Source organism: Thermococcus pacificus (assembly GCF_002214485.1).
Lineage (GTDB): Archaea > Methanobacteriota_B > Thermococci > Thermococcales > Thermococcaceae > Thermococcus > Thermococcus pacificus.
Map to the genome: position 1 here is coordinate 171,150 of NZ_CP015102.1, position 25,488 is coordinate 196,637.

29 protein-coding genes are annotated in these 25,488 nt (G+C 55.2%); 14 read left to right on the forward strand and 15 right to left on the reverse strand.

Annotation, left to right across the window (positions count from 1 at the left end):
- Positions 1-1,152, forward strand: a complete 1,152-nt coding sequence (gene thrC / locus A3L08_RS01025) for a threonine synthase (protein WP_088853274.1) — start codon at positions 1-3, stop codon at positions 1,150-1,152.
- Here the strand turns inward: thrC and A3L08_RS01030 are convergent.
- Positions 1,136-1,420, reverse strand: coding sequence for a hypothetical protein (locus A3L08_RS01030; protein WP_157721566.1), 285 nt, complete (start codon positions 1,418-1,420; stop codon positions 1,136-1,138). The genes thrC and A3L08_RS01030 overlap by 17 nt on opposite strands.
- Positions 1,421-1,542: 122 nt before the next feature.
- Between A3L08_RS01030 and A3L08_RS01035 the strand changes: the two genes are divergently transcribed.
- Entirely contained in the window at positions 1,543-2,328 is a 786-nt protein-coding gene (locus tag A3L08_RS01035; RefSeq protein ID WP_088853276.1) for a DODA-type extradiol aromatic ring-opening family dioxygenase, read from the forward strand.
- 1 nt (position 2,329) lies between these two features.
- On the opposite strand, the gene A3L08_RS01040 is transcribed toward A3L08_RS01035, so the two are convergent.
- Together A3L08_RS01040 and A3L08_RS01045 are read right to left on the reverse strand one after the other, a co-directional pair.
- Complete coding sequence (locus A3L08_RS01040) at positions 2,330-3,910, reverse strand: hypothetical protein (protein ID WP_088853277.1); 1,581 nt, start codon at positions 3,908-3,910, stop codon at positions 2,330-2,332.
- Positions 3,911-3,972: 62 nt separating this feature from the next.
- Positions 3,973-4,434, reverse strand: coding sequence for an alanyl-tRNA editing protein (locus A3L08_RS01045; protein ID WP_088854850.1), 462 nt, complete (start codon positions 4,432-4,434; stop codon positions 3,973-3,975).
- A 66-nt stretch (positions 4,435-4,500) separates the two neighbouring features.
- Between A3L08_RS01045 and A3L08_RS01050 the strand changes: the two genes are divergently transcribed.
- From A3L08_RS01050 to A3L08_RS01065, 4 genes are all read left to right on the forward strand, one after another.
- Entirely contained in the window at positions 4,501-4,944 is a 444-nt protein-coding gene (locus tag A3L08_RS01050; protein WP_232461738.1) for an aminoacyl-tRNA deacylase, read from the forward strand.
- 192 nt (positions 4,945-5,136) lie between these two features.
- Entirely contained in the window at positions 5,137-6,483 is a 1,347-nt protein-coding gene (locus tag A3L08_RS01055) for a cyclic 2,3-diphosphoglycerate synthase (protein WP_088853279.1), read from the forward strand.
- Between the two features lie 73 nt (positions 6,484-6,556).
- Positions 6,557-6,826, forward strand: a complete 270-nt coding sequence (locus tag A3L08_RS01060) for a PLDc N-terminal domain-containing protein (protein ID WP_088853280.1) — start codon at positions 6,557-6,559, stop codon at positions 6,824-6,826.
- A 107-nt stretch (positions 6,827-6,933) separates the two neighbouring features.
- Positions 6,934-7,350, forward strand: a complete 417-nt coding sequence (locus tag A3L08_RS01065) for an EamA family transporter (protein WP_088853281.1) — start codon at positions 6,934-6,936, stop codon at positions 7,348-7,350.
- A gap of 67 nt (positions 7,351-7,417) precedes the next feature.
- Here A3L08_RS01065 and A3L08_RS01070 read toward each other — a convergent pair whose 3' ends face one another.
- From A3L08_RS01070 to A3L08_RS01080, 3 genes are read right to left on the reverse strand one after another with little or no spacing between them, the layout of a single operon-like run.
- Positions 7,418-7,831, reverse strand: coding sequence for a secondary thiamine-phosphate synthase enzyme YjbQ (locus A3L08_RS01070; RefSeq protein ID WP_088853282.1), 414 nt, complete (start codon positions 7,829-7,831; stop codon positions 7,418-7,420).
- On the reverse strand, positions 7,782-8,120 hold the full coding sequence (locus A3L08_RS09975) for a VanZ family protein (protein ID WP_088853283.1): 339 nt from the start codon (positions 8,118-8,120) through the stop codon (positions 7,782-7,784). The genes A3L08_RS01070 and A3L08_RS09975 overlap by 50 nt, the downstream gene beginning before the upstream one ends.
- Positions 8,104-9,006 carry a thiamine-phosphate synthase family protein gene (locus tag A3L08_RS01080; protein WP_088853284.1) on the reverse strand — a complete coding sequence of 301 codons (903 nt, stop codon included), beginning with the start codon at positions 9,004-9,006 and terminating at the stop codon, positions 8,104-8,106. Before A3L08_RS01080 ends, A3L08_RS09975 begins: the two co-directional genes overlap by 17 nt.
- A 127-nt stretch (positions 9,007-9,133) precedes the next feature.
- On the opposite strand from A3L08_RS01080, the gene pyrB reads away from it, so the two are divergent.
- Together pyrB and pyrI are read left to right on the forward strand one after the other, a co-directional pair.
- Complete coding sequence (gene pyrB / locus A3L08_RS01085) at positions 9,134-10,063, forward strand: aspartate carbamoyltransferase (RefSeq protein ID WP_088853285.1); 930 nt, start codon at positions 9,134-9,136, stop codon at positions 10,061-10,063.
- Positions 10,060-10,515: an aspartate carbamoyltransferase regulatory subunit gene (pyrI, locus tag A3L08_RS01090; RefSeq protein WP_088853286.1), complete on the forward strand. Its 456-nt coding sequence runs from the start codon at positions 10,060-10,062 to the stop codon at positions 10,513-10,515. Before pyrB ends, pyrI begins: the two co-directional genes overlap by 4 nt.
- A 56-nt stretch (positions 10,516-10,571) precedes the next feature.
- On the opposite strand, the gene A3L08_RS01095 is transcribed toward pyrI, so the two are convergent.
- Complete coding sequence (locus tag A3L08_RS01095; protein ID WP_335755219.1) at positions 10,572-11,171, reverse strand: ECF transporter S component; 600 nt, start codon at positions 11,169-11,171, stop codon at positions 10,572-10,574.
- Between the two features lie 102 nt (positions 11,172-11,273).
- Between A3L08_RS01095 and A3L08_RS01100 the strand changes: the two genes are divergently transcribed.
- Genes A3L08_RS01100 through A3L08_RS01120 form a run of 5 tightly spaced genes read left to right on the forward strand, consistent with a single transcriptional unit; the run spans position 11,274 to position 14,641 of the window.
- Entirely contained in the window at positions 11,274-12,080 is an 807-nt protein-coding gene (locus tag A3L08_RS01100) for a hypothetical protein (RefSeq protein ID WP_088853287.1), read from the forward strand.
- Positions 12,077-12,655, forward strand: coding sequence for an AAA family ATPase (locus A3L08_RS01105; protein ID WP_088853288.1), 579 nt, complete (start codon positions 12,077-12,079; stop codon positions 12,653-12,655). The genes A3L08_RS01100 and A3L08_RS01105 overlap by 4 nt, the downstream gene beginning before the upstream one ends.
- Positions 12,656-12,670: 15 nt before the next feature.
- Positions 12,671-12,883: an antitoxin family protein gene (locus tag A3L08_RS01110; RefSeq protein WP_088853289.1), complete on the forward strand. Its 213-nt coding sequence runs from the start codon at positions 12,671-12,673 to the stop codon at positions 12,881-12,883.
- A gap of 49 nt (positions 12,884-12,932) precedes the next feature.
- Complete coding sequence (locus A3L08_RS01115) at positions 12,933-13,529, forward strand: DUF523 domain-containing protein (RefSeq protein ID WP_088853290.1); 597 nt, start codon at positions 12,933-12,935, stop codon at positions 13,527-13,529.
- Positions 13,530-13,582: 53 nt separating this feature from the next.
- Complete coding sequence (locus A3L08_RS01120) at positions 13,583-14,641, forward strand: DUF835 domain-containing protein (RefSeq protein WP_088853291.1); 1,059 nt, start codon at positions 13,583-13,585, stop codon at positions 14,639-14,641.
- A gap of 32 nt (positions 14,642-14,673) precedes the next feature.
- Here A3L08_RS01120 and glmM read toward each other — a convergent pair whose 3' ends face one another.
- The 7 genes from glmM to A3L08_RS01155 form a co-directional block, all read right to left on the reverse strand.
- Entirely contained in the window at positions 14,674-16,029 is a 1,356-nt protein-coding gene (glmM, locus tag A3L08_RS01125) for a phosphoglucosamine mutase (protein WP_088853292.1), read from the reverse strand.
- A gap of 79 nt (positions 16,030-16,108) precedes the next feature.
- Entirely contained in the window at positions 16,109-16,567 is a 459-nt protein-coding gene (locus A3L08_RS01130) for a hypothetical protein (protein ID WP_088853293.1), read from the reverse strand.
- Positions 16,568-16,577: 10 nt separating this feature from the next.
- Positions 16,578-17,288 (reverse strand): hypothetical protein, encoded by a 711-nt coding sequence (locus A3L08_RS01135; RefSeq protein ID WP_088853294.1) that lies wholly within the window; start codon positions 17,286-17,288, stop codon positions 16,578-16,580.
- A gap of 39 nt (positions 17,289-17,327) precedes the next feature.
- Entirely contained in the window at positions 17,328-17,711 is a 384-nt protein-coding gene (locus A3L08_RS01140; protein WP_088853295.1) for a hypothetical protein, read from the reverse strand.
- 137 nt (positions 17,712-17,848) lie between these two features.
- On the reverse strand, positions 17,849-19,099 hold the full coding sequence (locus tag A3L08_RS01145) for a calcium-binding protein (RefSeq protein ID WP_088853296.1): 1,251 nt from the start codon (positions 19,097-19,099) through the stop codon (positions 17,849-17,851).
- Positions 19,092-21,629: a hypothetical protein gene (locus A3L08_RS10050; protein ID WP_232461739.1), complete on the reverse strand. Its 2,538-nt coding sequence runs from the start codon at positions 21,627-21,629 to the stop codon at positions 19,092-19,094. The genes A3L08_RS01145 and A3L08_RS10050 overlap by 8 nt, the downstream gene beginning before the upstream one ends.
- Positions 21,630-21,843: 214 nt before the next feature.
- Positions 21,844-22,620 carry a BtpA/SgcQ family protein gene (locus tag A3L08_RS01155; protein ID WP_088853297.1) on the reverse strand — a complete coding sequence of 259 codons (777 nt, stop codon included), beginning with the start codon at positions 22,618-22,620 and terminating at the stop codon, positions 21,844-21,846.
- Between the two features lie 99 nt (positions 22,621-22,719).
- Between A3L08_RS01155 and A3L08_RS01160 the strand changes: the two genes are divergently transcribed.
- Positions 22,720-23,307, forward strand: coding sequence for a PH domain-containing protein (locus A3L08_RS01160; protein ID WP_088853298.1), 588 nt, complete (start codon positions 22,720-22,722; stop codon positions 23,305-23,307).
- On the opposite strand, the gene A3L08_RS01165 is transcribed toward A3L08_RS01160, so the two are convergent.
- Complete coding sequence (locus A3L08_RS01165; RefSeq protein ID WP_088854852.1) at positions 23,304-25,436, reverse strand: alpha-amylase family glycosyl hydrolase; 2,133 nt, start codon at positions 25,434-25,436, stop codon at positions 23,304-23,306. The genes A3L08_RS01160 and A3L08_RS01165 overlap by 4 nt on opposite strands.
- Between the last annotated feature and the right edge of the window lie 52 nt (positions 25,437-25,488).

Below are 25,488 nucleotides of genomic sequence, written 5' to 3' on the forward strand. Positions count from 1 at the left end.
ATGAAGCTTAAATGCCCCGTCTGCGGAAGGGAGTACGAGGAACCCGTCCAGAGGTGTGAATGCGGAGAGCCAGTTGAGTTCGAACTCTTAAAGGGCGAACCGTACATAGGGAAAAGCGTCTGGGAACGCTTCTGGGACTTCTGGCCCGTTGAGCCTGAACTTGAGCTTTCACTCGGAGAGGGAGACACTCCTCTGATTAGATCAAAGCTCGGAAAGGAGCTCGACGTAAAGCTCTACCTCAAGAACGAGACTGTAAATCCAACCTGGAGCTTCAAAGACAGGGGGACGTTTTTGGCAATGAGCTATGCCCTCAAAGCGGGCTATAAGGCTGTTGGAACGGTCTCGACCGGCAACATGGCGGCGAGCGTTGCGGCTTATGCATCGCGCTTCGGCCTTGATGCCAAAATCCTCGTTTCCGAGAGTGCGAGCGACGAGAAGCTGAAAGCCGTTTCGGTTTACGGCGGGGACGTGATAAGGGTCAAAGGCGACTACGGAAGGCTTTACTTCGAGAGCCTGAAGCTGGGAGAAAGGCTCGGCGTCTACTTCATCAACTCGGACAACCCCTTCAGAATCGAGGGCTACAAGGGGATAACATTCGAGATAGCCGAAGAGTTAAGCCCGGACTACGTTCTAGTCCCAACGAGTTCGGGAGGCCTCTTCAGGGGAATTGCGAAGGGCTTTATCGAACTGAAGGAAAGCGGGCTGATTGACGATCTCCCAACGCTCGTTGCGGTACAGGCCGAAGGCTGTTCGCCGATATGCAGGGCGTTCAAAGAGGGAAGGGAGAGAATAGAGCGCTTTGAAAAGCCGAAGACGATAGCCAAGGCCATAGCGAACCCTTACCCGCCGAGCGGGAATGCGGTTCTAAAGCTCCTCCGCGAGTTCGGCTGGCTCTGCGTTTCCGTGAACGACGAGGAGATAGCCACAGCCCAGAGGAAGCTGGCCGGTGAGGGCTTCTTCGTCCAGCCCGCTAGCGCAACCGGAGTAGCGGCACTGGAGAAGCTCACCGAGAGTGGTGTTATTTCCGAGGGGTCGAAGGTTGTCTCCATTCTCACCGGCTCCGGGCTGAAGACGCTTTTCCAGGTAGAAGGGGATGAGATTAGGGAGTGTCCGCTTGAAGGACTAGAAAGCTGCATCAGAAGCGGTTCATAAAGAAGGACCTTGCCCGTTCCCTGTCTACCTCGGTTTTCTCGGATATAGCATTGGGATCTTCACCAAATAGGAACTCATAAAGGCGTTTGAGAAGGATCATGATCCCAGCATAAAGCAACCCAAAGATCACAGCGATGCCGTTGGTAAAGTAACCCCAGAAGAGCAGCGTTCCGACCATAACACCGAACGACAGGATAACCATGAGCCTGAGCAGGAGCGCATAACCGTAGCGCTCCATAAACAGGCCAAAATCCATACCACCCACCATACATTTACAACGGTGTAAACGTTTAAATGTTTTACTCCAGCCTAAAATCCAGAAGAAAACAGCAAAGGGGTAGAACCAAAAAAACGTATAAATGGGAAAGATGTAACAACACCGGTGATACCATGCTGATCGGAGTCGCGATTATGCCCCATGGAAATCCCGTCCTGGAACCGGAAGACGATGAGACACGGAGGCTCACGGAAGTCCTCAGAAAGATAGGCGAGGAGTTCAAAGAAGCTGACTCCTACGTCCTCATCAGCCCCCACAACGTCAGGATGAGTGACCACCTTGGCATTGTCATGGCGGAGCATCTAATCTCGTGGCTCGGCTTTGACGGCGTAGAGCTTCCAGGGGAGTGGGAGACCGATAGAGAGCTTGCGGAGGGGATATATGAGGCGACGAAAGACCGCTTCCCGGTCGTTGACCTGCACTTCGCCTCACTTCGCGGGGAATACTCCCGCTGGCCACTGAGTTGGGGGGAGCTGATACCGCTCCAGTTCCTTGAGAAGAAGCCACTCGTCCTTCTGACGCCTGCGAGAAGTTTAAGCAGGGAGACCCTCATCGAATTCGGGGAGGCTCTAGGGGAAGTGATGGAGAAGAGCAAAAAGAGAATCGCGCTGATTGTAAGTGCAGACCACGGGCACGCGCACGACGAGAACGGGCCCTATGGATACAGGAAGGAGAGCGAGGAGTACGACAGGCTTATTATGAGGCTGATAAACGAGAACCGCCTCGAGGAGCTCCCGAAGATTTCAGAGGAGCTGGTGAACAAGGCTTTAGTCGATAGCTACTGGCAGATGCTAATAATGCTCGGTGCGATGGGAGTAGGGAATTTCGAGTTAAAGGAGAGCGCCTACGCCTGTCCGACATACTTCGGCATGGCGGGGGCGCTGTGGGTGAGGGGCTGAATCAGCCCCTCTCGATGTCAACGACCCTTCCCTCGCTCACCTTCAAAGTCACGGTGTCGCCTTCCCTGAGGCTCACCAGCTTGAGGATTAGCTCCTCGCTCAGGTCGGCCGCGCTTATATAGAGCGTCCTGTTGCCCACCACGAGTATCCAGTGGGTGTTACCATCCTTTATGTAGGAGTAGAGGGCCTTCACCTGGCCGGTTATCTCCTCCGCCTGGACGACCTCGCCCTTGAGGAGGAACTCCCTGACCTCACGCTCGTTCTCGAATATTTTAACCTCCTTGCTCTCGGCGTTGACGAAGGCTATCTTCGCCACACCCGAGCCGCTCCTCGGGATTATGGCGACCCTCCACCAGAGCGTCCCCTCGAGGAATACTGGAATGGGCTCGACCGCCATGAACTGGCTCCAGTCGAAGGTCGGCAGGGCCTTCTTTACATAGTCAATGGCTTTAACGGGGCCGGTTAGGGGCACTTCAAACTTCACCTGACTCATCTCACCCGTGCGCGCGTCCATGAGGTATATCGCCGCCAGGCCGTGGGCTTTCCCGTAAGGCTCCACTGCGGTCATCCAGTACTTCCTCCCATCGTTTGCCACGACGAGGAAGGGCTGCCTGTTCCCCTGGCCACTTACATCAATGAGCTCTATCTGGTTCTCGTGGTGGAGCCATAGGTTCTTTATGTTCGAGAACGGGTTCTCCTTCCAGTAGTTCTGGGCCTCCACGACCTCCCTCACGAGGGCCTCGGGAAAGAGTGGAAAGTCCCTGAGGCGCTCGTCCCTGAGGGCTTCCTCCGGGCTCAAGTCCTCGACGTTGCCCTCCTCGTCCACTATGAAAACGCCTCCCCACCTCGGAACAGTGTAGAAGACGCGGAAGCTGTAGGAGATGTAGGGCACCACGATGTAGAGCCTGCCGTTGTGGTAGAGGGCCCTCGGAAGGTCGAGGTCAACGAGGTAGTGCTTCTTGTAGAGGGCCCATTCGAGGTTGTCGAAGACCTGCATTGCCGGTCCCACCTGGAGCTCCTCCTCAATGCGATGCATCTTTGCCTGCGTCGTCCCCATGTCAACGAAGAGCACTCCCCTGTCCTTGAGCCGTATCGCGTTCCACGCCCCATCGGGGACAATGTAAAAGCCCCACACCGGCGTGCCGTTAAGCATCGTGAGGTGGCCGGAACTCAGGGTGTAGCGGGCGTACTCAATGGTGTCTATTGCGTAGCGGTAGGCGGTGAACTTGGGAAGTATCCTTATGTAGCCCGTGGACAGGTTGAGCTCTCCCGTGACCTCCGAGGGGTGATAGGCTTTGTAGAGGGCGGTGTTGGAAAATGGCGATGCCAGGGCGGATGCGAATATTGAGATGACCACGATCAGCCCGAGGACGGCCGGGAAGAGGGCCTTCCTCCCTGCTGCCCCAGGTCTTCGGACCTGTATCACGATTACCGCTGCAAGTGCCGCGAACATGTAAAAAGACGCTGGGTTCCTGTAAAACCCCATCACCAGCCCGTGAAACCACGGCCTGAAGAACCACCCTATCAGCAGAATGAACGCAAGGAACACTCCCAATGCATATACTTTGAGACCCGGCTTCATATCCCCACCCAATTTTACTACGCATTATAGTTTATTAACGTTTTGGCTCCGCGGACGAAGGCTTAAACCCCCACAACATCAAAACTTATCTCAAGCAGCTCCTTGCTCCGCCTGAAGCGGACTTTCCGGATTTTTATCTCCCCCATCTCCCCGGTCGTTCGCGTGTGCTCTTCCTTGCACGCGTTAACGTTCCAGCCCTCAATGACAACGACTTTGAGCGTCTTTACCTCGGGTGGGATCGGGAAGAGGTCGTACACATCCTCGCCGAAGTGCTCCTCGGCCTCCTCCCTGGGCAGCTCGTAAACCCGAATCGGGACGTCTTCCTTTACCTTTTCATTGGCGAGGCGCTCTATCTCGGCTATCTCCTCTGGCGTAGGTTTTCGATCGAACTTGACCGTCAGGACTCCCCTGCTGCCTTTGACATAGGTCGACGCCGTCCACTTTGCACCTTCGCCGAGAACCTTAACGACAGCACCCTTGACCACGTGCAGAGCAGTGTGTGTTCTGACCTCGATCGGAAACATCGTCATCCCATTTCCAGTATTTGCGGAGAACTTATTAACGGTTGCGCCCTAAAAGCGACCGGAGGAATGACGATGGGAAAGCTTGAGGAGATAGCCAAAGAACTGGGCGCTGAGATTCTCGAGGTAGGCAGGCCGGTGAAGACCGTTGAGCAGGCCACGAGGGAAACCGGGACCTCTCCGAAGCAGGTTATAAAGTCGCTCGTGATAATAAGCGAGAGGGAGCCGTTGCTCGTCATAGTGGACGGCGAGTCCAGGGTGGACATGGGAAAGCTGGAGAGGCTCTTCGGGAAGTGCCGCTTCGCGAAGCCGGAAGAGGTAAAGGAGCTCACCGGGTACGAGGTCGGGGGAGTCCCGCCGGTTGGTGTTCCGCTCAGGACAATAGTTGATCCCAAGGTTCTCGAAAACGAGTACGTCATAGGCGGGGGAGGGGCCATCGACAGGCTGCTCAGGATAGAGCCGCAAAAAATCGTCGAGTACCAGGGTGCGGAGGTTGTAGACGTCAGGAGATAGAAGTATCTAGGGGTTATCAACGCCCCGGGTAAATCGGGACGGAGATCATCCACCCCTGCTTGAATGTTTTTCAGTTCATCCGTTTTTGGGCCGAATAAACCGCGACAGAACCTTGCATTATTAAACAAAAACCGTTATAAATGCCAAAAACCATGCATTAATGCCGAATTACAAACTTTTGAGGTGGTCAAAATGGCCGAGAAGAGGAGAAAGAGGGTTGTTATTCTCGGGGCCGCAGGAAGGGACTTCCACAACTTCAACGTGTTCTTCAGGGACAACCCCGAGTACGAGGTCGTTGCCTTCACCGCGACTCAGATTCCGGATATCGAGGGAAGGGTTTACCCGCCCGAGCTCGCCGGAGAGCTCTACCCGAACGGAATCCCGATCTGGAGCGAGGACGACCTTGAGAAGATAATCAAGGAGCACAACATCGACATCGTTGTTTTCGCTTACTCCGACGTCTCACACGAGCACGTCATGCACCTCGCGAGCAGGGCCCACTCAGCTGGAGCCGACTTCTGGCTCCTCGGACCGAAGAGCACGATGATAAAGAGCACCAAGCCGGTAGTAGCGGTCACCGCCGTCAGAACCGGCTGCGGAAAGAGCCAGACCTCAAGGAAGGTCGCCCAGCTCCTCCAGGAGATGGGCTACAAGGTCGTCGCCATAAGGCACCCGATGCCCTATGGAGACCTCAGAAAGCAGGTCGTCCAGAGGTTTGCCACCTACGAGGACCTCGACAGGCACGAGTGCACCATCGAGGAGCGCGAGGAGTACGAGCCCTACATCGACAGGGGCATGGTCGTCTACGCCGGCGTTGACTACGAGAAGATCCTCCGCGAGGCCGAGAAAGAGGCCGACATAATCCTCTGGGACGGCGGAAACAACGACTTCCCGTTCTACGAGCCCGACCTCTGGATAGTCGTCACCGACCCGCACAGGCCGGGACACGAGCTCAAGTACCACCCCGGTGAGACCAACTTCCGCGCCGCGGACGTTATCATAATCAACAAGATCGACACCGCCAACAGGGACGACATCCAGAAGGTCCGCGAGAGCATCGAGAAGATCAACCCGAACGCCATCGTCATCGACGGTGCCTCACCGCTCTACGTCGACAAGCCGGAGCTCATTAAGGGCAAGCGCGTTCTGGTTGTGGAGGACGGCCCGACCCTCACCCACGGCGGCATGAAGTACGGTGCTGGATACGTCGCCGCCAAGAAGTACGGCGCTGCCGAGATAATCGACCCGAGGCCCTACGCTGTCGGCTCAATCGTCGAGACCTACAAGAAGTACCCGCACCTCGACGTCATTCTGCCGGCCATGGGCTACGGCAAGAAGCAGATCAAGGAGCTTGAGGAAACCATCAACAGGGCCGATGCCGACGTTGTCGTCATGGGCACCCCCGTCGACCTCCGCAGGTTCATGAACCTCAACAAGCCTGCCGTTCGCGTCCGCTACGAGCTTGAGGAGATCGGAGAGCCGAAGCTCAAGGACGTCCTCAAGGACTGGGTCGAGAAGTGCGAGAAGCTCAAGAAGTGAGCCTCTCTCTTTTTCACATATTCTGCACTGAAAGCTTTTTATTCTATTACGTTGTTCCCCCTGTGGTGGTGGCATGGGGGAGATGGCGTTTTTCGAGATTGTCTGGATTCTCGGTCTCACGCTGATGGTGGCCCAGCTGATCGCACTGGTGTGGGTCATCTACGACGTTATGACAAAGCAGAAGAAGATGCCGGACGTTGAGAAGGTCATCTGGGTTCTGGTGGCGTTTTTCACAACGATACTCGGGGCTATCATCTACTACATCCTCGTCAAGAGGACAGGCAAATACGAGGAAGGGCCAGGTGAACATATGGAAAACCCCGACGGACCCATAGTGTATTGACCGGAAGCCTTTTAGGGAAAAATTCTCAACTTTCCCTGCCCGGGGAGTGCCGCCGAAGGCGGGGCCGATGAACTTGGGCGGGTTATTACCCCCTTTAGGTGACCGGAATGAGGGAGTATATAATCTACGCCGTTCTGGCCGCTTTCTTCGCCTCGCTCGTCCCGATATTCGGGAAGCTCGGCCTTAAGGATGTCGACCCCACTTTAGCAACAGCGGTGAGGGCAGTTATAATGGCGGTCTTCCTGGTGGGTGTCGCGTTTCTTAGCGGCTCGACAAATGTGAGCGAAATTGACGGCAGGGCTCTCCTCCTGATAACCCTCTCCGGGCTTGCCGGGGCGCTCTCGTGGCTGTTCTACTTCATGGCCATAAAGAACGGAAGGGTCCCCTCGGTTATCGCGATAGACAAGACCAGCGTTGCCCTAGCGATATTCCTATCGTGGCTCGTCCTCGGGAGTAAGATGGACTTGAAAACGGCACTCGGGGCACTCCTAATAGTCATCGGGGCGATTTTGGTGTCGCTATGAAGGGGTTTATAAATGGTGAGAACCTACACTTCTCAAGGTTTATAAAAGGGTTGAGAAGTCTAACTTCTCACTCCCCCATAACCTGCACTATAACGCGCCTGTGCCTCGGCCTGACGTCGAGCTCAACGAAGAATATCTGCTGCCACGTGCCCCTAACAAGACGACCGTCGATGACGGGGAAGCACTCGCTTGCCCCGAGGAGTGTAGCTCTTAGGTGGCTGTGGGCGTTGTCGTCTATCCTGTCGTGGAGGTATCCCTTTCCCTTAGGAACAAGCTCTCTCAGAGCTCTCTTGAAGTCCTCCAGGAGGCCGGACTCGTGCTCTATCGTGACTATCGCACCCGTCGCTCCGGGCACGAATACCAAAACCTGCCCGTTCTTTATCCCAGACTCCTTGACGACCCCCTCGACCTCATGGGTTATGTCCACCAGGTCAATCTCTCCCTCTGTCGAGAAGCGAAGCTCCTCCACGTGAACCTTCATACCACCACCCGATTACAACCCCCGCTGAAAAGCCTATTAGGTTTGCGGCCATGTCCCAGAGGGAAAACGTCCTTCCGGGGATGAAAAGCTGGAGGGGCTCGGTGAGGAAGGGGACCGGGAGGAGGCAGGGCCAGCGGGCAAAGCCGATGAATCCCAAGAGAAGGAACATCAAGAAGTGGGCCAGCTTATCGCCGTTCTCCACAGGAGATGTGGGAACCGCCGGGAAAAGGTTCAAAAACAGCAGAAGGGCCAGATAAGCCAGTAAAAGACCATCACCCGACCTCTTCAAGGCTCTCCACCAGCTTCTTGACTTTATCCACGACCTCAAACGGGTCCTCCCCAAAGATGTACACTACCGGCTCAACGCCGGGTCCACCCTCGTCGACAACGGCGTCGTAGGTTTCGGACTCGAAGACCTCTGCGATAGACTTCACGGCCTCTTTCTCTGACAGACCGCCAGTTTTCACCCTGGCTGCCCTGAAGCCCGCCATCTCCATGGCCTCTTCCACATCGTCACCGTAGCGGATGTTGAGGACGCTCCTTATCCCCGGAGCGAGCTTCCCGAGCTCGACCAGTACGCCTGCGGTAAAACGGCTCGCCCCGAACTCCGGCGGGAGGGCGAATATCCGGCCCCTGGCGGTGGTTATCCTCCCCGGAACGGCAGCGACGTCCTCCGGGCCCCGTGGTGATGGCAGGGCGTAGGCGAAGTTGCTCCTAACCTCTGGGATGAGCGAAGGGAACCCCTCAAGCTTCGCGAGCTCCGCCAGGGCAAGGTTGAGCACCTCAAGGACTTCACCCCTGTCCCTCTGGACCGAGAACATCGAGCGGCAGAGCTCCTCACTCACACCGGAATAGGCGGAGTAGAACCGGCAGAGGAAGCCGCTCTGAAAGAGATCAAACAGACGCCTCGTGGTGATGACCACAACTTCTGCCCGGCTACCCCCAAAGAGAATTACCCTGACAACCTCGTCCGCTATCGAATCGAGCTTTCTCGCAACTTCCTCTGGGGGCCTCTTGTATTTTCCGGAAAGGTACTTGCTGACCATCGCCTGGGTTATGCCGAGGTACTCTGCTATCTGGGACTGCGTCATCCCCTCCATGTACAGCTTCTTGGAAACCTGTGCACGGAGGTAGGGCATCAGCTCCTCGGCGATGTAAACGCTCGGCGTCCTCATGTTACCACCCTAAAACCAGGTTATTGAAATTTTGAACCAGTGCTTAAAGGGCTACCGCCCTGATATCAACAGTTTTATGTCAAAAAACGTTTAAAAACCCATCGTTTTTTACACCGGAAGGGCTTTTATGGACTGGAAAGGACGCGACGTGATAAGCATACGAGACTTCTCCAAGGAGGATATCGAGTTTGTTTTGAGGGTTGCTGAAAGGCTTGAGAACGAGCTCAACGAGAAGGGTTCGCTCGACTACGCGCGCGGCAAAATCCTGGCGACGCTGTTCTTCGAGCCGTCGACGAGGACGAGGCTTAGCTTCGAGAGTGCCATGCACAGGCTCGGAGGGTCGGTTATAGGCTTTTCATCGGCTGCCAGCACGAGCGTTAAGAAGGGCGAAAGCTTGGCAGATACTATAAAGACCGTCGAGCAGTACAGCGACGTGATAGTGATAAGACATCCCATGGAAGGTGCGGCAAGGTTAGCGGCCGAGGTGGCAGATATCCCTGTCATCAACGCCGGCGACGGGAGCAACCAGCACCCGACGCAAACTCTGCTCGACCTCTACACCATAAAGCGCGCCTTCGGAAAGATAGACGGCCTCACGATAGGCCTCTTGGGCGATTTGAAGTACGGCAGGACTGTCCACAGCTTAGCAGAAGCTTTAGCTTTCTACGACGTCGAGCTCTACCTCATCTCGCCCGAGCTCTTGAGAATGCCGAAGCACATAGTTGACGAGCTCCGCGAGAAGGGCGTCAAGGTTCACGAGACGACCGACCTCGAAGGAACCATTCCGGAACTGGACGTCCTCTACGTGACGAGGATTCAGAGGGAGCGCTTCCCGGACGAGGAGGAGTACCTGAAGGTGAAGGGCAGCTACCGGGTGAACTGCGAGCTATTGAAGAGCGCCAAGGAGAGCATGAAAATAATGCACCCGCTACCGAGGGTAGACGAGATACACCCGGAGGTGGATAAGAGTGCGCACGCCCTCTACTTCCGCCAGGTGTTCTCGGGCGTTCCCGTCAGGATGGCCCTCCTCGGGCTCACGCTGGGGGTGATAGAGTGAGCGAACTTAAGGTCACCGCCATCAAAGAGGGAACCGTGATAGACCATATACCCGCCGGCAAGGGCCTCAAGGTCATCGAGATACTCCGTCTCAACAGGGTGAACGGCGGCGTTCTCCTCCTTGCGGCCAACGTTTCAAGCGGAAAGCTGGGTAGAAAGGACATAGTAAAGGTCGAGGGGAAGTTCCTAAGCGAGGAGGAGGTCAACAAGATAGCACTCATCGCCCCGAACGCGACGGTTAACATAGTCAGGGACTACAGAGTGGCCGAGAAGTTCAGGGTCTCCATACCCGACGAGATAGTGGGCATCCTGAGGTGCCCAAACCCCAACTGCGTCAGCAACCACGAGTACGTGAGGTCAAGGTTCCACGTTGAGGGCAGGGAGCCGCTAAAACTCCGCTGCCACTACTGTGAGAGGACGATCGAGGGGGATGAGATACTCGGCAACCTCTGACGTTTCTCTTTTCTTCGTTTCGAGGCGAATAGAAAGTAACGGATAACCGAGAAAAATCACTCGAGAAGATGCGGCACGCGCCTTAGGACCGGGAGCGTCGCCAGCAGACCGATGAAAACGTCTATGGCACTCTGAATCGCGTTCGGAAGGCCGATAGCGACCCAGAAAGGAACGCCGGTCCACGCCTCAACCGTCTCCACGACCTTCTCCTGCGGGATGCCGAGCCATATCTCGAGGGCCACGTAGTAGTTCAGTGCAACCATCAGCGGGATCCTGAGGGCGACTCCAATCAGATAAGCCAGGACCGCGAAGCGGATCAGCTGTCCCCTGGTAGGGTTCTCAAGGCTGAATTTTGTCATCCTTCTTGCAGTCTCAAGCCCAACCAGGACTGTAAACGTGGCGGTGGCCTTCATCATGCCCCCAAGCCAGCTTGCCGACGATACTATGCTCAAACCTGCAAAGAGCAGTAGAACCGCCGTCAAACCGCCGATGAACCCCGTCAAGAGGTAGGCCATGATTATTGGGACCGCAACGAAGTCTATCTTCATGCCCCAGATGGTAGGCATCTCTATTGGGATGACCTCGAACATGAGCGAGAGGCCGAGCATTATTCCAATGACTGCTATTTCCCTCGAACTCATCTTCCTCATTCCCATCACCGGCATCGAATTTGTTCCGCAATTTATAAAATTTTGTTCCCAATATGGAACAAAATTGCGGCGAGAACCTTAAAAGCCCGCCTGCGAAGTGGGGTTGCCATGTTCACCGTCGACGAGATTTCGGAACTGGTGAGGGAGATAAGGCGTGAGAACGGCTTTCCGGACAGTCCGTTCAGGATAGACGAGGTTCGCTATGACCCGGAGGGGGACAAGCTCTTCATAATAGCCCACGACAGAACTGACAAGAGCGTCCTCATTGGTAACAGCTTCGTCATCGGAAAGCTCCGCGAGAGGCTTGGAGTTAAACAGCTCACGGTTTATTCCAACCTCGACCTCGAAATAAAAAGGAGAAAGCTTGAGAAAGCCGAGAGGCTGGTAGAAGACACCGAGCTGGAGTTTCTGCTTCCAATAATCGAGGCGGAAAAGCGCTTCCCTCCTCGGAAGTGGCCAGAGGTGAAAGGGGACGTTAAAACGCTCGTCTTCCTCAGCTTCAACGCTAAGGCCCTAATAGGCTTCGCCCAGAGGTTAAACCTGCCCCACGAAGCGGTTGGACTAAAGTATACCTTCCCCAAGCTCCAATACGAGCCCGTGGAAGGAGAGCCGAGAGAGCTCCTCTCCCCGAACGAGGAAAAGCTCGTGGAGCTTGCAAAGGAAAGGGGGGCGAAGCTCGTTCTCGCGGACTTCCCCTTCGGGCTGAGGTGGAGCGAGGGAATAGCTCTCCTCAACCCGTTCCGCTTCCTACACATCGGCTTCTTTGAACTGAAATACCTCTTCGGCTTTGAGTTTCCCACAATGATTGATTACGACGCCCTCATCCGTTTTGTAGCTGAGCTAACGTACGAGGGCCTTATGGAATCAACGGATGGGGCAAACGTAATATGGCGCTACTGGAGGCGTAGGAAATGATAATTGGTGTTGTTGGAAAGATTGCCGCCGGAAAAACAACCGTCGCGAAGTTCTTCGAGGAGAAAGGCTTCTGCAGGGTCTCCTGCAGCGACCCGCTGATAGACCTGCTGACCCACAACGTTTCCGACTACTCGTGGATCCCGGAGCTACCGGAGAAGGCCGAGCCGACGCGCGACAGGCTTATCGAGTTCGGGAAGTACCTGAAGGACAAGTACGGCGGGGACATCCTGATAAAACTCGCCGTTGACAAGAAGAGGCACTGCAGGAACATCGTCATCGACGGAGTCCGCTCAAAGGAGGAGATAGAGGCCATAAAGAGAATGGGCGGAAAGGTCATCTATGTCGAGGCGAGGCCAGAGATAAGGTTCGAGCGCCTCATGAGGAGAAAGGCGAGCAAGGATAAGACTATCAAGAGCTTTGAGGACTTCAAAGCGATGGACGACGCCGAGGAAAGGCTCTACCACACGAGCGAGCTGAAGGACCTCGCGGACTATATCATTGTGAACGAGGGCACTCTGGAGGAGCTGCGGAAGAAAGTTAAAGGAATAATAGACGACATCGCGGGGAAGGTTTAAAGGGAGTTCGGTGAAATGAGAGACGGTGGTGGTAGGGAGATCATTGAGGCCATCTATGAGGACGGCGTTTTAAAGCCGTTAAAAAAGCCCAAGCTTAGAGAGCACTCTAAGGTGAGGATAAAGATAATCCCCGAGGACGTGGACGATCTTCTGGATTCACTCGTGATTGAGAAAGTTGGGAGCATAGACTACAAGCGCCTTAAGGAGGCCTATTATGAGTCGCTCTGAGGTATTCGTTGACAAGTCCCATTCTTAAAAATCTTCGGAGTTGAGTAACATGAACATCCTCGTCATCGCCCCCTGCCTGCTAAGCCCGTTCTACGTCTACCGAGGGCCAAAGGAGAAGGAGTACGAAACGGCCAAGAGGCTCCGTGAGCTTCTCGGGAAGCTCGACGATGAGTGGCAGGTTTTAGTATATCCATGCCCGGAGTTCGAGCTGATCGGCTGGCCCCGCGCCCCAGCGAGCAGGGAAGTCTACGAGAAGTTGGGCATGCGAGAAAGGGCAAAGGTAATAGCGGACTTCGTTGGAAGGGTTCTTACCGAAGAGAAGCCCGAAAAGGTAGTGTTCGTCGGCGTCAAAGGCTCACCAACCTGCGGCGTCTTCCACACCAGCTCAAGCGACCCCGAAAAATACCCATACATGGCTATGCAGGAGTTTTTCTACCTGGGCAAGGAGGAAAGGTTAAAGCGCTCGAAGGAGCTTGTGGGGGAGCAGGGCTTCAGGCTCGTAGAGATACCGGGGATACTCTTCGAGATACTTATGGCGAGGTTCCCGGAGGGGGTTTACGTAGAATTTGACAAGGGGGATATCGAAGAGAGCCTTAACAGGCTCGCAAACATCCTTGAACATCATGGCTCACAGCAGGTGCGATAATCGCACAAAGTTTATTAGGTAGTTTTCCCCATAACAACAAGCTGGGAGGCCAAATGAATGTGATATTACTTCACACCGGACAGACCCTAAGCTTCGGTGCAAAGCTCTTCGCCGCGATTTATCTTTGGTACTCTTATCGGAGATCATTTAGAAAGTCCGCCCTGATTTTCTCCGTTGCGTTCCTGACGGCCTCCCTGCAGGTTCTCGGTGATCTCATTGAAATCGAAACGGCCACCATCACCATGGAAGCCCTCTTCGCTTCACTCCTCTTCTATGGGAGTCTCAAACTCCTCGATGAGGAGGGACTTTCATTTACGGTCAGCCGTGGCTACTACGTCTCCCTAACCCCACTCATCCTCACTCTCTACATGCTTACCGCGGAGCGCTCAAGTCCCCCCAACTGGCTCGCCACGGTTGGCGTCGCATACGTGGTTTCTGGCCTCTTTATCCTCCTTTCAGGTTTTCTGCTCTTGGGTCTGAGGAACCTCTACGGCAACACTCTGAAGTACCTTGGGATTCTACTGATTGTTTATGGGGCACACGAGATGGACTACCCCCTGCTCCGGCCAGTTGACTGGTTCGCACCCTTTGGATTCTCGCTGAGCGCTGCGCTGACCCTGCTTATCGCATACTTCTTTGTGAGGTTCGCGGGACAGGAAGAGTTCCTAAAGCTCCCTCCAGAACGTTCAAAGCCACTCAAAGAAATCAAGCCTGGACTTACTCTGCTGTCTCCAGAGGAGTACAAAAAGCTCTTACCCCCGATCAAGGAACTTCCTCTCTTGGCATTCACAAGGAACCCACGAGAGGCCCCAGAGAACTGGACTGTTTACACCATAAGCCAGATAGAGCGCGAACGCACGGTATCCCCCACAAACCTCCCCAAGATCACAGAAACCGTGAGCAGGTATTTAAAAACAGCTGGAAACGGGGGCATAGCCCTCATCGACGGCATTGAGTACCTCAATATGTACAACGGATTTGAAGCAACTGCCAAGTGGCTAAGCGCACTCGGGGACATCGCCTATGTTAACAACGGAAGCGTGATCGTGGTGACCGAGAGGGAGGCCTGGAATGAGAGGGAGTGGAACCTTCTCATGAGGTTAGTAGCCTGACCCTCCGCCCCGAAAGAGGATTTAGAAAAAAGCTAAATTTGGATGTCCCCAATAGCCTTCTTCACCAGCCTTTTCGCCCTTTCCATCAGCTCTCTGGCTTTCTCCTCCGTGTGTGCCTCAAGGGTTATCCTCATTATCGGCTCTGTCCCGCTCGGACGGAAGAGAATCCACCACTCGTCGTTCTCTATTCTGACACCGTCGATGTCTATCAATCGCTTGTAGTCGAAGGTCTTGAGTGCCTCCCTAGCTATGATTTCCATTGCCTTAGCCTTCTTTTCGTTGGGGCAGGGGATTTTTGCCCTCAAAGTTACGTAGCGCGGGACTTCTCTGGCAAGCTCGCTGAGCGGGCCGAGTTTATCAACCATCTCCATAACAAGAGCGCCGGCGAAAATTCCGTCCGGAGTGAGGTTCCACTGGGGGATTATCCACGTCCCGCTCGGCTCGCCGCCGAAGACGCCGCCGTGTCTGGCAAGTTCATCCGCAACCGCAACGTCCCCGACGCGCGTCCTGATGACTTCACCGCCGAGGGGCCTTACGTAGTCATCCAGCGCAAAGCCAGCATCAACCGTGGTGACGACTTTTCCCTTCCCGAACTTCCTCAGCATGTAGCCCGCTATAAGAGAGAGCATCACCTCGTACTCGACGAAGTTGCCCCTGTCATCAACTACCCCAATCCTGTCAGCATCGCCGTCGTGGGCTATTCCAACGTCAGCGTTCATCGCCTTCACTGTCTTCGCCAGAGCGGAAAGGCTTTTGGCGTTCGGCTCAAGCTCGCGAACGAAGAAGCCGCTTGGGTGGGAGTTGAGCGAGATGACTTTATTCCCAAGCTCGCGCTGGAGGTACGGGCTTATAATTGAACCAGCTCCATTGCCGGCGTCGAGGACGACGGTGTAGGAGCCGTCGAGGTGAACCATCTCAAGGGCCCTTTTGATGTACTCCTTTCTCGGGTCTGCCTTCCTAACCCTTCCGATTTCGTTCCAAGGAGCTTTTTTGAAGTTTCCGGAGTCGATTATCGCCTCAAGCTGAGCCTCCATCTCCGGCGTGTAGGCCATCCCGTTCGGCTGCCAGACCTTTATGCCGTTGTATTCCGGGGGATTGTGGGAGGCAGTTATCGTTACGCCCGCATCCGCCCCGTAGAGCCTTATCGCAAAGCCGGTTAGGGGAGTCGGAGCCAAACCGATGTCTATGACCTCTACTCCGACCGAGAGAAGCCCGCTTATTAGAGCGTTCTTCAGCATCTCACCGCTCGTTCTCGTGTCCTTTCCGACGACGACCGTTCCCCCGCCGAGGTAAGTTCCAAGGGCCTTTCCGACCCTCAAAGCCAGCTCAGGTGTGAGCTTTTCGTTTACGACCTCCCTGATGCCGCTGGTTCCGAAGTACTTTCCCATGATAACCACCCGTGAGAATTATGTTTGGTGGTGAGACGGGAGAAATATAATCTTTTCCCAAACACAAAAAGGGAAAAACTCAGAGGAGGCTGAAGCGCGGGGCCTTGACCTTTATGCCGAGGCCTTCAAGGGTCTTCTTCAGTTCCCTGATGTGAATCGTGGCGTCCCCTTCGTAGAACTTGTAGTTATTTCCCCCTTTGACCTCAATCTCACCCCTCTTCCCCGACTCAGAGTCGCCGCTCTTTATCTTGACTTCCTTGACTTCGCGAAGCGGTATCTCGAAGTTCTCCGGGCTCTCCTTCAGGATTTCCTCAGGCGACATCTCGTAGTACTTGTTCCAGTGGCCGTAGGCACCGGCAACACCCTTGAGGAAGCCCTTAATGCCCCCTCCGGCCTCTTTCTTAATCTCCTTGGCGAGTTCCTTAGTCAGAAAGACCACTATCATCCTCTCGTTCGTTATGACGAGGCTCGCCCTGCTTTCCCTCATGAAGCCCCTCTTGTAGTCAAGATTGCCGACAACGTGGAGGACTTTCTCCATTTCCCTCGCCTCAGCTGGTGAACCTCGCTATCTCCTCCCCGCTCGGGTTCAGAACCCTGAGGACGAGGTTTCCGCCGAGCCTCTCGGAGAGGTCCGCAGCCATCTCCTGGTATATGCTCTCAGCGTCGCCTATCTCATCGGCACTGTTGAACGAACTCATGGCACCTATCGTGTATGGGTTGCTCCCGTCGATGAATATGTCCCACGGGCCGCTTCCCGCGACGGAAACCGCGTAGTCGAGAACCTTCTGAGCGTCGTCTTCACTAACACCTGCGTACCAGACGGTTATCCCGTTCGACTCGATGTAGGCGTATTTGCTCTCCGCCGAGAATATCTCCTCCTCATCGCCGTTCAGGAGCTTCAGCGTGACCTTTGCCCCGTTGAAAACATCCTGGGACATCTTGGAGGCCATTATTTTGACGTAGAAGGCCGTTTCCTTGTCGATGTCGCCCGCGCTCTCGTAGGGGGTCGTCACCGTTACTGTGTAGGAATCCCCACTCTTGGAGACGTAGACGTCAGTTTCCCCGTTTATCTGGAAGTTGTCGCGGACGAAGTTCAGAACTGCCTTAGCCTGGGAGAGCGACACATCGCCGGAGTAGTGAACGGTTACCTCGTTTATCGTGAGGGTCTTCTCCGTGCTCACGTTCGTGTCCGGGTTTTCACAGCCCGCCACGGTGACCAAGAGGGTCACCGCGAGCAGGGCAAAGATGAACTTTCTCATACTCATTCCTCCTTTTTCCGTATTGAAAAAACGAAAGGATCACTTCTTCTCAAGCCTGTATATGCCGACGCTGACCCTGTAGGAATCAACGTTCAGCGGGGCCTTGTACTCAACCCTGACCTGGAAAGGCTTGCTTGAGCCGTATATCATGCTGTTAGTTTCGGATTCGGTCAGAACGTTGTCCTTCTCGTCGAGTATTACTATCTTCTCCACCGTCCCCTCACTGCTCGCGTTGATGTAGTATTTGCCCGCGGGAAGGACGTGCGAGAGGTAGAAGACGTCGCCGCTCACCGTTTCGGTCTTGACCTCGACGGGCACCTTATCGTAGGTGTTGAGATAATAGTACTGCATGCCGAAGATACCCACTGCGCCTATGAACAGGAGCAGGAAAAAGCCAACGACCAGTTTTTTGATGAGTCCCATACTATCACCTTCCGGCGGCTATCCACTTTACCAGCCGCCACACCGCCCAGAGAACTAAGGCGAGGATGGCCAAAAAATGAAAAACCCAAGGAGCGGCCCGAAAACGTGGAAGCCCGTGAGGGGTTCGCCCTCCATCCTCAGCCCTCCACGTTCCTGTATGCTATCGTTATCCTGTGAGAGCAGTCGCCGGTCTTCTCGTGGCTCACGAGGGCGAAGACGGTGTAGGTTCCGTCCGAGTTTTTATTGACATAAACGTGGCCGGCCTTTACCTCCTCGCCCACTTCACTGCTCGGATAGCCCGAGGAGGGAATGTCGTTTATGGTAACTTCATCCAAGCTCATCTCGCCGATGTCAACGTAGTGGCCGAGCAGGGCGGGATAGTCGACGCACCAGGGTTCGGCGGAGAGATCAACGTCCTCCCAGCCGCTAGTCCAGCTCGCTTTGACCTCGCCGGTCGAGAACTTGACCGCCATGGCCCCGTCGGTGTCGAGCGTTACCCTATGGATTTTCCCGAGCGTCCCAGTTACCGGGCCCGAGGATGAGGTCGTTGAGGACGAGAATGACTCGTAGCACTCCCTCGCTTTCAGGTAGATGTCGTAGGCCCTCTTAGCTTCGTCGCTCGACGACTGGTTCTCAGCCATTAGCTGTGTCACGTTGTTGTAGGCCTGCACGTAGAGCCTGTAGGCGTCTTCCTCGTTGTCGGGGCAGGAGAAGCCGGCTGCGCCGGTTCCGGAGGTGTTTCTGCTCTCCGGAGGGGCGAAGGTCACGTTGGTCTGGAACTCGTCGAAGACCCCGTCGAAGTTGTAGTCGTGGAGATCAGGGTTCCCATCGTAGTCAACGTCTCTCTCGTCTATGACGCCGTCTGAGTTCAAATCCCATGCGTCGACTTTCCCGTCGCCGTTGGTGTCGTAGACGTCGGGGATCCCGTCACCGGTAACGTCCCACGAGTAGGAGGAGACGCCGTTGAAGGTCGTCTTCCACGTGTCGGTCTTCCCGTTGTAGTCCTCGTCGAGGTAGGCAGTATCGTAGTTCCCGTCGCCCGTTGTGTCCATGTACACCGCATCGATCTTTCCGTCCTTGTTCCTGTCGGCGAAGAGAATGTAGCTCGAATTAACCGGCACGGCCGCGAAGTTGTCTCCTATGTAAACCTCCGGGGAGCCAGTGGTGTTGTTCGCGACCCAGCCGGTCCCTCCGAAGCTTCCTCCGCTCCCTGCCCCGGTCTGAGTTTCGGTCTGAGTCCCCCTACCGGAATCTCCCCCGGAACCAGGGGAGCCGTTTCTGAAGTCGTCGACCCCCCGGGTGAGGTCGTCTATTATGTGGGGGTTCGTGTAGTAGACGTAAAGCCCTATAAGTAGCAGGAGAACGATTAAGACGGTGAGTTTACCCATTGGTCCCCACCTCCACGAAGTTCGGTGAGCTCAGCCAACCGCCATCAACGCGCCTGAACTTCTTGCCGGTCTCGTAGTCCTCGTAGACTCCCGGTATAGCTGTTTCGTGGAGGACGTAGCCGTTCCAGGTGAACCATCCCTGGTTGCGCTCCTCTATCTTCTTCCTGAGGTTTACGATGGCACCCAAAGTAGCGTCCGCCATGTTGCCGAAGTAGCCCGTCGGGTCGAGGAGCTTTCCTATCTTCGTCGCCCCGTCGAGGACGATTATCGAGACTTTAGTGTTCTCGGGCAGGTTCATTTTCTGAAGCTCCCTCGCCTGGTCCATCAAGGCCTTCGCGTCGAGGGCAACGAGATAGACGGTTGCGGGCGTTCTGAGCATCTTCACCTTGGCGTTCCCCTTGAATTTCACGGTGTCTCCAACTTTCTCAAAGTTAGAAGCTACGAAGTGCGCCCAATCGATTGCTCCTCCAGAACCGTACTGGCCGCCGACGAGCCACTGCGGCGGCTCTATTACGCCGGTTATTATCGCGTTGGTAATCGCGGTTCTCTCGGCCACGCTCTGGGCGTTCCTGTATATGAAGTCCTTCATCTTGATGTCGCGCATTATCGGGTCGTAGCGGTACTCCTCCGCTATAAGCCTGAGCTGGTGCCTCTTCTCTGGGTCGTCCTTGAAGATGCTCAGGTAGCTGTTTATCTTCTGGTTGGCGTAGACCTTGGCCTCCATGTAGTCGTTCATCTCCTTGACCATCCTGTCCGGATCGTCTTTGTAATTGTCGTGGAGTTCGTGGAGGTGGTCGATGTAAATCTCGTAGACGGACTTCATCTCCGGGGAGACCTCCATCATCTTCTGGATGTAGGATATGTGCCTGTTCATTAGCGATTCCGCCCACTCAAGCTTCTTCTGCTGGATGCAGGCGTCGCAGGCCGCTATGTCAGGGTCGTCGCAGTCAACCAGGCCGTCGAGGTCGTTGTCGATGTTGTCTCCTGGAACCTCTTTGGAGACGAAGCTGACCCTTACGGAGTCAGATGCGAGGAGCTTCCTGGTGCCGTTCACCGTGCCGTAGAGGTCAACCCTGACCGTTCCGCCCTTCACCGTCGGGTCGCTTACATCTATGATGTCCGCGATGGTGCCTCCCATAACAGCTTCGCGCTTTTTGGAGCCATCCGGGAGTGTTACAACCGCGTAGAGATCCTTAGCGCCGCTCCCATTCACGTCAGCCAGGAGGGACATCGTGAAGTAGCCGTCGAAGATCTGCTTGAGCGTTGCCCCGTTCCGGGGGGCGGTTATCTTCACGGAGTAGCCGGGTGAACCTGCCTGGGAATCTTTGGGGACGAACGTCCAGCTCACCTCGGCAGTTGCACTACCGTCGCCGTCGTTGACGTTTACCGCCACGCAGAAGGGTCCTTCCTTGAGCTTTCCGGGCGGGATGTAAACCTGGACAACGACGCCCCCGGAGGCGTTGGTGACCCAGCCGGCGTAGGTGTAGGCAAGCGTCCTGTTCGGAGAGTTGGCAGCGAAGGAGTAGAACTCCATGATGTCGTTGAACACCATCGCACCCCCGCTCGCAGGTCCGCCGGGCCCTGAGTAGGAGAAGGAGTAGGAATTAACGTTCGCGTTCTCGTCAAAGGTGTGGAACATGAAGGTGAGCTTCACCCCGTTCTTCACGTCCTCCTCGGTGAAGGGAACATTTCCGAGGTAGCCGGGCTTGACGTCAACGCCGTTCCCCGATTCATCAATTATGGTCACTTTGGTCACCTGGGGTGGAGAGGGCGAGGACTTTATATGGTTCAGAACCGCGTTGAGAACGTTCCTCGAGAGCACGCCGCCGAGGGACTTGCCCATGACCCCGATCTTGGAGGGGTCTATCGATGATTCGTAGGAATCATACTCCTCCGCCAGGAATGTCTCATCACAGACGGTTCTGTTGAACTCGTCCGGGTAGCACACAATCTGGGCAAACTCATCGTGGGGGTCATCCACGGTCAGGGACTTCCAGTGGCCGAAGACCTCTACAACGACCACGTAGTTGTTGAAAACCGCGTAGCGGATATACGCAAACTTCGGGTTCAACTTGATGGACCTGTTCTCAACCCGCGAGCTTATGAGCTGGCCGTTCTTGCTCACGGTGCTGTTGAGGATGATCACGTGGTTCTCCTGGAAGAAGTAGAATTCAGTGCTGTTGCTTTTGCTCTTCATGAGTGCGTCTTCAACATACATGTTGAGGTAACTTTCCGCGGTGATGATTGACTTCAACCGCCAGCTACTCAGGTGGTAGTCCATGTTGTCAGTCTCGGACGGGGGATACCGGACCATCCAGGTGTAAACCTCGTAGTCGATGTCCCCGTACGTTCCGTTCCCGTAAACCAGTACGTACTCCCCCCCGTCCTGCGAAGTCCCCCGGCCACTGCTGACGACGTTCACCCCCGTCCCTGACAGACTCGGGGGAGAAAGGGCCAGCGCGTAAAAGGCAGTGGAGCCGATAAGGAAGAGGGTAAATGCTATACTCCAAAGGATTTTGTTATTTCCCACACATCTCGCCTCCTTTTCCGGGAGAAACCGCAAAGGCGAGATAGAGCACCGACTACCAGTGGCCGTGGGAGTTACAAGCCCTCACGGACTCCCGTCGAAATCCATCTCGCGAAAAAGAAAAGCGGGATGGTCTTATCATAGTATTACGCACTCATGAGTAATAAGACTTTCGGAAAAGAAAATTCGGATAAAATTAATGTAAAATGCCGAAGCTTCATTCCCGAAGTTCTTTCGCCAGCTCGACCAGTTTTCTTGCCCGCTCAAGAGAAACTTCGTTTTCGACCTTTCCATCCCGCTTGATCCACGTCCCCACTATGAAGCCGTCCGCGTACTCCCACAGCTCAGGAAGGTTGTCGTATGTGGTTCCTGAGCCGACCACAACCGGAACCGGTGAAATCCTCTTAGCTAAAGCCAGCTTTTCCAGATCGACGGGTTTTCCGGTTGCCTTTCCGCTGACGACGACGGCATCGGCTAAACCTCTCTCAACAGTGTCCATCAGGGAATCCTCGAAGTCCCCGAAGTGAACGGCGTGCTTGACGTGGACGTCGGCGAAGACCCGGATTTTGCTTGGGAGGAGTTTTCTGAGCTTTGCAAGCTCGTGGGCGATGCCCTCTACAATTCCCTGGTCCGTATAAGCCACACCGCTCAGCACGTTCACCCTTATGAAGTCAGCCTTTACGGCGTAGGCTATCGAGTAAGCGGCGATGCCATCATTGCGGAGGACGTTTATCCCGAGTGGAAGGCTGATTTCGTCTCGGATTTCCTTAACTACTGCCGTGAAAGCCGCAACCGTCGTCTTGTCAACGTACTTTGGGAATGGAACGTCACCGAAGTTCTCGACCATAACCGCGTCGAAGCCGGCTTTTTCAATCGTTTTCGCGTCCCTCAGTGCGGCTTCAATTACCCCATCAAGGTCGCCGTCGTAGAGGTAGGAGCCAGGTAAGGGCTTTAAGTGAACCATCCCTATGAGGGGCTTTCTCTCAAAGTCCATAACATCACCTTGGAGTGTCTATGAGTTTGGCGTTAAGAGGTTTCTGGCAGGGAAAGGGTGATATACAACCTCCGACTAATTATCTCTAAGGTGATTAATGTGGGAAAAGAGGAAAACCCCAAGCTACCGAAGTCAGTTCTGAGGCACCTGGAGCCCAATGAGGATGTTCTCTTCTCGATAAGGAAGAAGATAAGCATGGAGAAGCCAAAGTGGCTCCTCGTGACGAACAGGAGGATAATCTACCTCGACGAGAAAGTTTTAGGGAGATACGACCTCAAGGCGCTCCCATACCAGAAGCTGGAGCAGGTCACGGTGAAGCTCGGGATAATGTCGTCGGAGTTCATAATAGAGGGGGAGGAGAACATAACCCTCAAGCTCGGCTGGATGAACAAGGAGGAGGCTAGGAAGGCGATAAACGCCATCAAAGACGCCCTCAACGCTATAGCGGTGGAGCCTGTATCCATCGAGGTCAATAAGAAACTCACAAGTGAGACATGGGTATTGAAGAAGCCAAAGGAGTTCATAACGAGAACGATGCCGGCCTACCAGCCTGCCCAGCCCGTTGTTAAGGAGGAGAAGGAAGACCCAATGGAGCAGCTCAAGAAGCTGAAGGAACTCTACGACATGGGCGTTATAAGCCAGGAGGAGTATGAGGAGAAAAGAAAGAGGCTGTTGGAGCAGATTTAGCGCATCTTTCTCCACGCCATCCCAATGGCCAGAACCACAAGAACGGCCAGAGAGGCGTAGATGGCTTTAGCAGGCCAGCCCCCCGGCATGTTCCCCGGAGACTCTGAGAGGGAGGGCTCCACCGGGGAGGACGTGATTGGCGGCCCTTCCGGCTCGGCCTTCAGGAGGACTGTTCTGTTGCCGACCCCGTAGAGTGTGACGTTCAGAGGTTCGAGCTCCTCCCAGGCAGAGCCCCTGTAGAGCCTGACCGAGAAGGCCGTCCCGTTCGGTAGGGGAACGACGGTGAAATAGTAACCTGTCGAGGACTCCAAGAGGGGCCTCGGCTCGGCAAGCTCGGAGATGTTTCCTACTATCCACAGCTTACCTGTGAAGTTACTGGCATTGAAAGCGACCAGCGCCGGGATATCGCTGCCGGAGTAGTAGCGGAGCTTCGCCGGGTTGCTTCTCTTTCCGCCGGCCTCGACCGTGACATCCACCCAGGCGGAGGAGGTTTCAACCTCCGGAACGCGGACGAGTATCTCGCTGGGGCTCCACGAGAGCACCTCTGCCTCCTCTCCGCCGATGAGAACCCTTCCAGAGCTTCTGAAACCGGCACCACCAATGAGGACTTCCTGACCCGGTTGGGCTACGTAGGGGGTTAGAGAGCCTATAAGCGGCCCGTCCTGCGGGCGCTTGATGTGGAAGACGTAGAAGCTGTTCTTCGGGAGAGTTAGCATGGCCTTTCCGCCCTTTACAGTCATCCCAGCACCGTAGAGGGCATCACTGTAAGCTCCGTCCGGCCAGTCGAGGCTCAGTGTGAGGTTCGAGGGGGAGCCCTTGTTCATGACGACGAGAAGTTTATGGGTTCCGAAGGTTCTCTCAAAGGCCCAGACAGAATAGTTCGCGTATAGAGTTTTGAAGTCTCCAAAGGCTAAAGCGTCGTTGGTCTTCCTAAGCTCCGCCAGCGTTCTTATGATGCGCGCCGCCTCTGTGGAGTTGTTGAAGACCATCATCGGCCTGTTGTAGGGATCTCCCTTTCCGTCCTTGCTCACGAGGTAGCTCTCGTCGCCGTAGTAGATAACCGGGATTCCGGGGAGCGTCATCGTCAAAGCAAGGGCCATGTGGAAGCGCTCCAAAGCGTCATCCCGCTTTGCCTCGTTGAGGAAGCGAACCAGGTCGTGGCTGTCGAGGAAGTTCACCTGCTTGTTTGGATAGACGAAGATGGAGTAATAACTCTCAAGCTCCCCCGCGAGGGTCTCGAAGCTCCCGACGAAGCCGAAGGTTCTCACGATGTCCTCCCTTATCGGTATGTCGAGAACCGGCGAGACGTTGGAGTAGCGGTAGAGCTCGTGTAGGTCTTCCGTCCTGTCAGTCGAGAGGGAGTAGTACTCGCCGTAGATGAAGAGCGGCCTCTCCGAGTAGAGCCTGAGGTAGAAGCTCTCGAGCCAGCCGAGCTCCATGTGCTTGACCGCGTCGATCCTGAGGCCGCAGGCGCCGTTCTCGACGAAGAGTTTGGCCCCCTCCGTGAGGTAGGAGTCGACCCAGGGATTAAGCTGGTTGAAGTCGGCCAAACCGTAGAGGTTCGCATACTTGAGCGGGATGTCCTCCCAGCGGAAGATGTTGCCGTTGTGGTGGTAGATGGCCTCCCTAATTCCGGTGATGGGGTTCACGGTGGCGTTCTTGGTGTCCTCATAGTAGTCGGTGACCTTCGTTCCGTTGTCGTAGAGGGCACCAAACTCGCCGTCGGTGGCGGGACCGGCGTGGTTGGGCACGTAGTCAACGATTACACAGATTCCCCTCTTTTGGGCTTCCTCAACCAGTTCTCTGAAGTCGTTCCAGTCCCCAAAGTGCTCGTCTATCCCCTTGTAGTCCCTCGTCCAGTAGCCGTGGTAGGGGGCGCTTCCATGGGCCATTTTGTTTATGTTGTCGTTCAGCGGTGAGACCCATATCATCGAGACACCGAGGCTTTTGATGTAGTCGAGCTTCTCGGTGAGGCCCTCCAGGTCGCCGCCCCAGTAGAGGCGGTAGTTTTTGTGGTCAGGGTCATAGAAAGGCCCGTTGTTGGAGCCGTTGCCGTCGTAGAACCTGTCGACCATGACCTGGTAGATCACACCCCTCTCCGGAACCAGGTAGGTGTAAGCGGATACCATGGGAGAAAAAAGGAGTAATGAAACCAATAGCAGGACTATTGGACCCAAATGC

Coding starts and splice junctions, on each gene's coding strand:
- thrC (WP_088853274.1), top strand. CDS start 1: ATGAAGCTTAAATGCCCCGTCTGCGGAAGGGAGTACGAGGAACCCGTC.
- A3L08_RS01030 (WP_157721566.1), bottom strand. CDS start 1,420: ATGGTGGGTGGTATGGATTTTGGCCTGTTTATGGAGCGCTACGGTTAT.
- A3L08_RS01035 (WP_088853276.1), top strand. CDS start 1,543: ATGCTGATCGGAGTCGCGATTATGCCCCATGGAAATCCCGTCCTGGAA.
- A3L08_RS01040 (WP_088853277.1), bottom strand. CDS start 3,910: ATGAAGCCGGGTCTCAAAGTATATGCATTGGGAGTGTTCCTTGCGTTC.
- A3L08_RS01045 (WP_088854850.1), bottom strand. CDS start 4,434: ATGTTTCCGATCGAGGTCAGAACACACACTGCTCTGCACGTGGTCAAG.
- A3L08_RS01050 (WP_232461738.1), top strand. CDS start 4,501: ATGACGATGGGAAAGCTTGAGGAGATAGCCAAAGAACTGGGCGCTGAG.
- A3L08_RS01055 (WP_088853279.1), top strand. CDS start 5,137: ATGGCCGAGAAGAGGAGAAAGAGGGTTGTTATTCTCGGGGCCGCAGGA.
- A3L08_RS01060 (WP_088853280.1), top strand. CDS start 6,557: ATGGGGGAGATGGCGTTTTTCGAGATTGTCTGGATTCTCGGTCTCACG.
- A3L08_RS01065 (WP_088853281.1), top strand. CDS start 6,934: ATGAGGGAGTATATAATCTACGCCGTTCTGGCCGCTTTCTTCGCCTCG.
- A3L08_RS01070 (WP_088853282.1), bottom strand. CDS start 7,831: ATGAAGGTTCACGTGGAGGAGCTTCGCTTCTCGACAGAGGGAGAGATT.
- A3L08_RS01080 (WP_088853284.1), bottom strand. CDS start 9,006: ATGAGGACGCCGAGCGTTTACATCGCCGAGGAGCTGATGCCCTACCTC.
- pyrB (WP_088853285.1), top strand. CDS start 9,134: ATGGACTGGAAAGGACGCGACGTGATAAGCATACGAGACTTCTCCAAG.
- A3L08_RS01095 (WP_335755219.1), bottom strand. CDS start 11,171: ATGGGAATGAGGAAGATGAGTTCGAGGGAAATAGCAGTCATTGGAATA.
- A3L08_RS01100 (WP_088853287.1), top strand. CDS start 11,274: ATGTTCACCGTCGACGAGATTTCGGAACTGGTGAGGGAGATAAGGCGT.
- A3L08_RS01105 (WP_088853288.1), top strand. CDS start 12,077: ATGATAATTGGTGTTGTTGGAAAGATTGCCGCCGGAAAAACAACCGTC.
- A3L08_RS01110 (WP_088853289.1), top strand. CDS start 12,671: ATGAGAGACGGTGGTGGTAGGGAGATCATTGAGGCCATCTATGAGGAC.
- A3L08_RS01115 (WP_088853290.1), top strand. CDS start 12,933: ATGAACATCCTCGTCATCGCCCCCTGCCTGCTAAGCCCGTTCTACGTC.
- A3L08_RS01120 (WP_088853291.1), top strand. CDS start 13,583: ATGAATGTGATATTACTTCACACCGGACAGACCCTAAGCTTCGGTGCA.
- glmM (WP_088853292.1), bottom strand. CDS start 16,029: ATGGGAAAGTACTTCGGAACCAGCGGCATCAGGGAGGTCGTAAACGAA.
- A3L08_RS01130 (WP_088853293.1), bottom strand. CDS start 16,567: ATGGAGAAAGTCCTCCACGTTGTCGGCAATCTTGACTACAAGAGGGGC.
- A3L08_RS01135 (WP_088853294.1), bottom strand. CDS start 17,288: ATGAGAAAGTTCATCTTTGCCCTGCTCGCGGTGACCCTCTTGGTCACC.
- A3L08_RS01140 (WP_088853295.1), bottom strand. CDS start 17,711: ATGGGACTCATCAAAAAACTGGTCGTTGGCTTTTTCCTGCTCCTGTTC.
- A3L08_RS01145 (WP_088853296.1), bottom strand. CDS start 19,099: ATGGGTAAACTCACCGTCTTAATCGTTCTCCTGCTACTTATAGGGCTT.
- A3L08_RS01155 (WP_088853297.1), bottom strand. CDS start 22,620: ATGGACTTTGAGAGAAAGCCCCTCATAGGGATGGTTCACTTAAAGCCC.
- A3L08_RS01165 (WP_088854852.1), bottom strand. CDS start 25,436: ATGGTATCCGCTTACACCTACCTGGTTCCGGAGAGGGGTGTGATCTAC.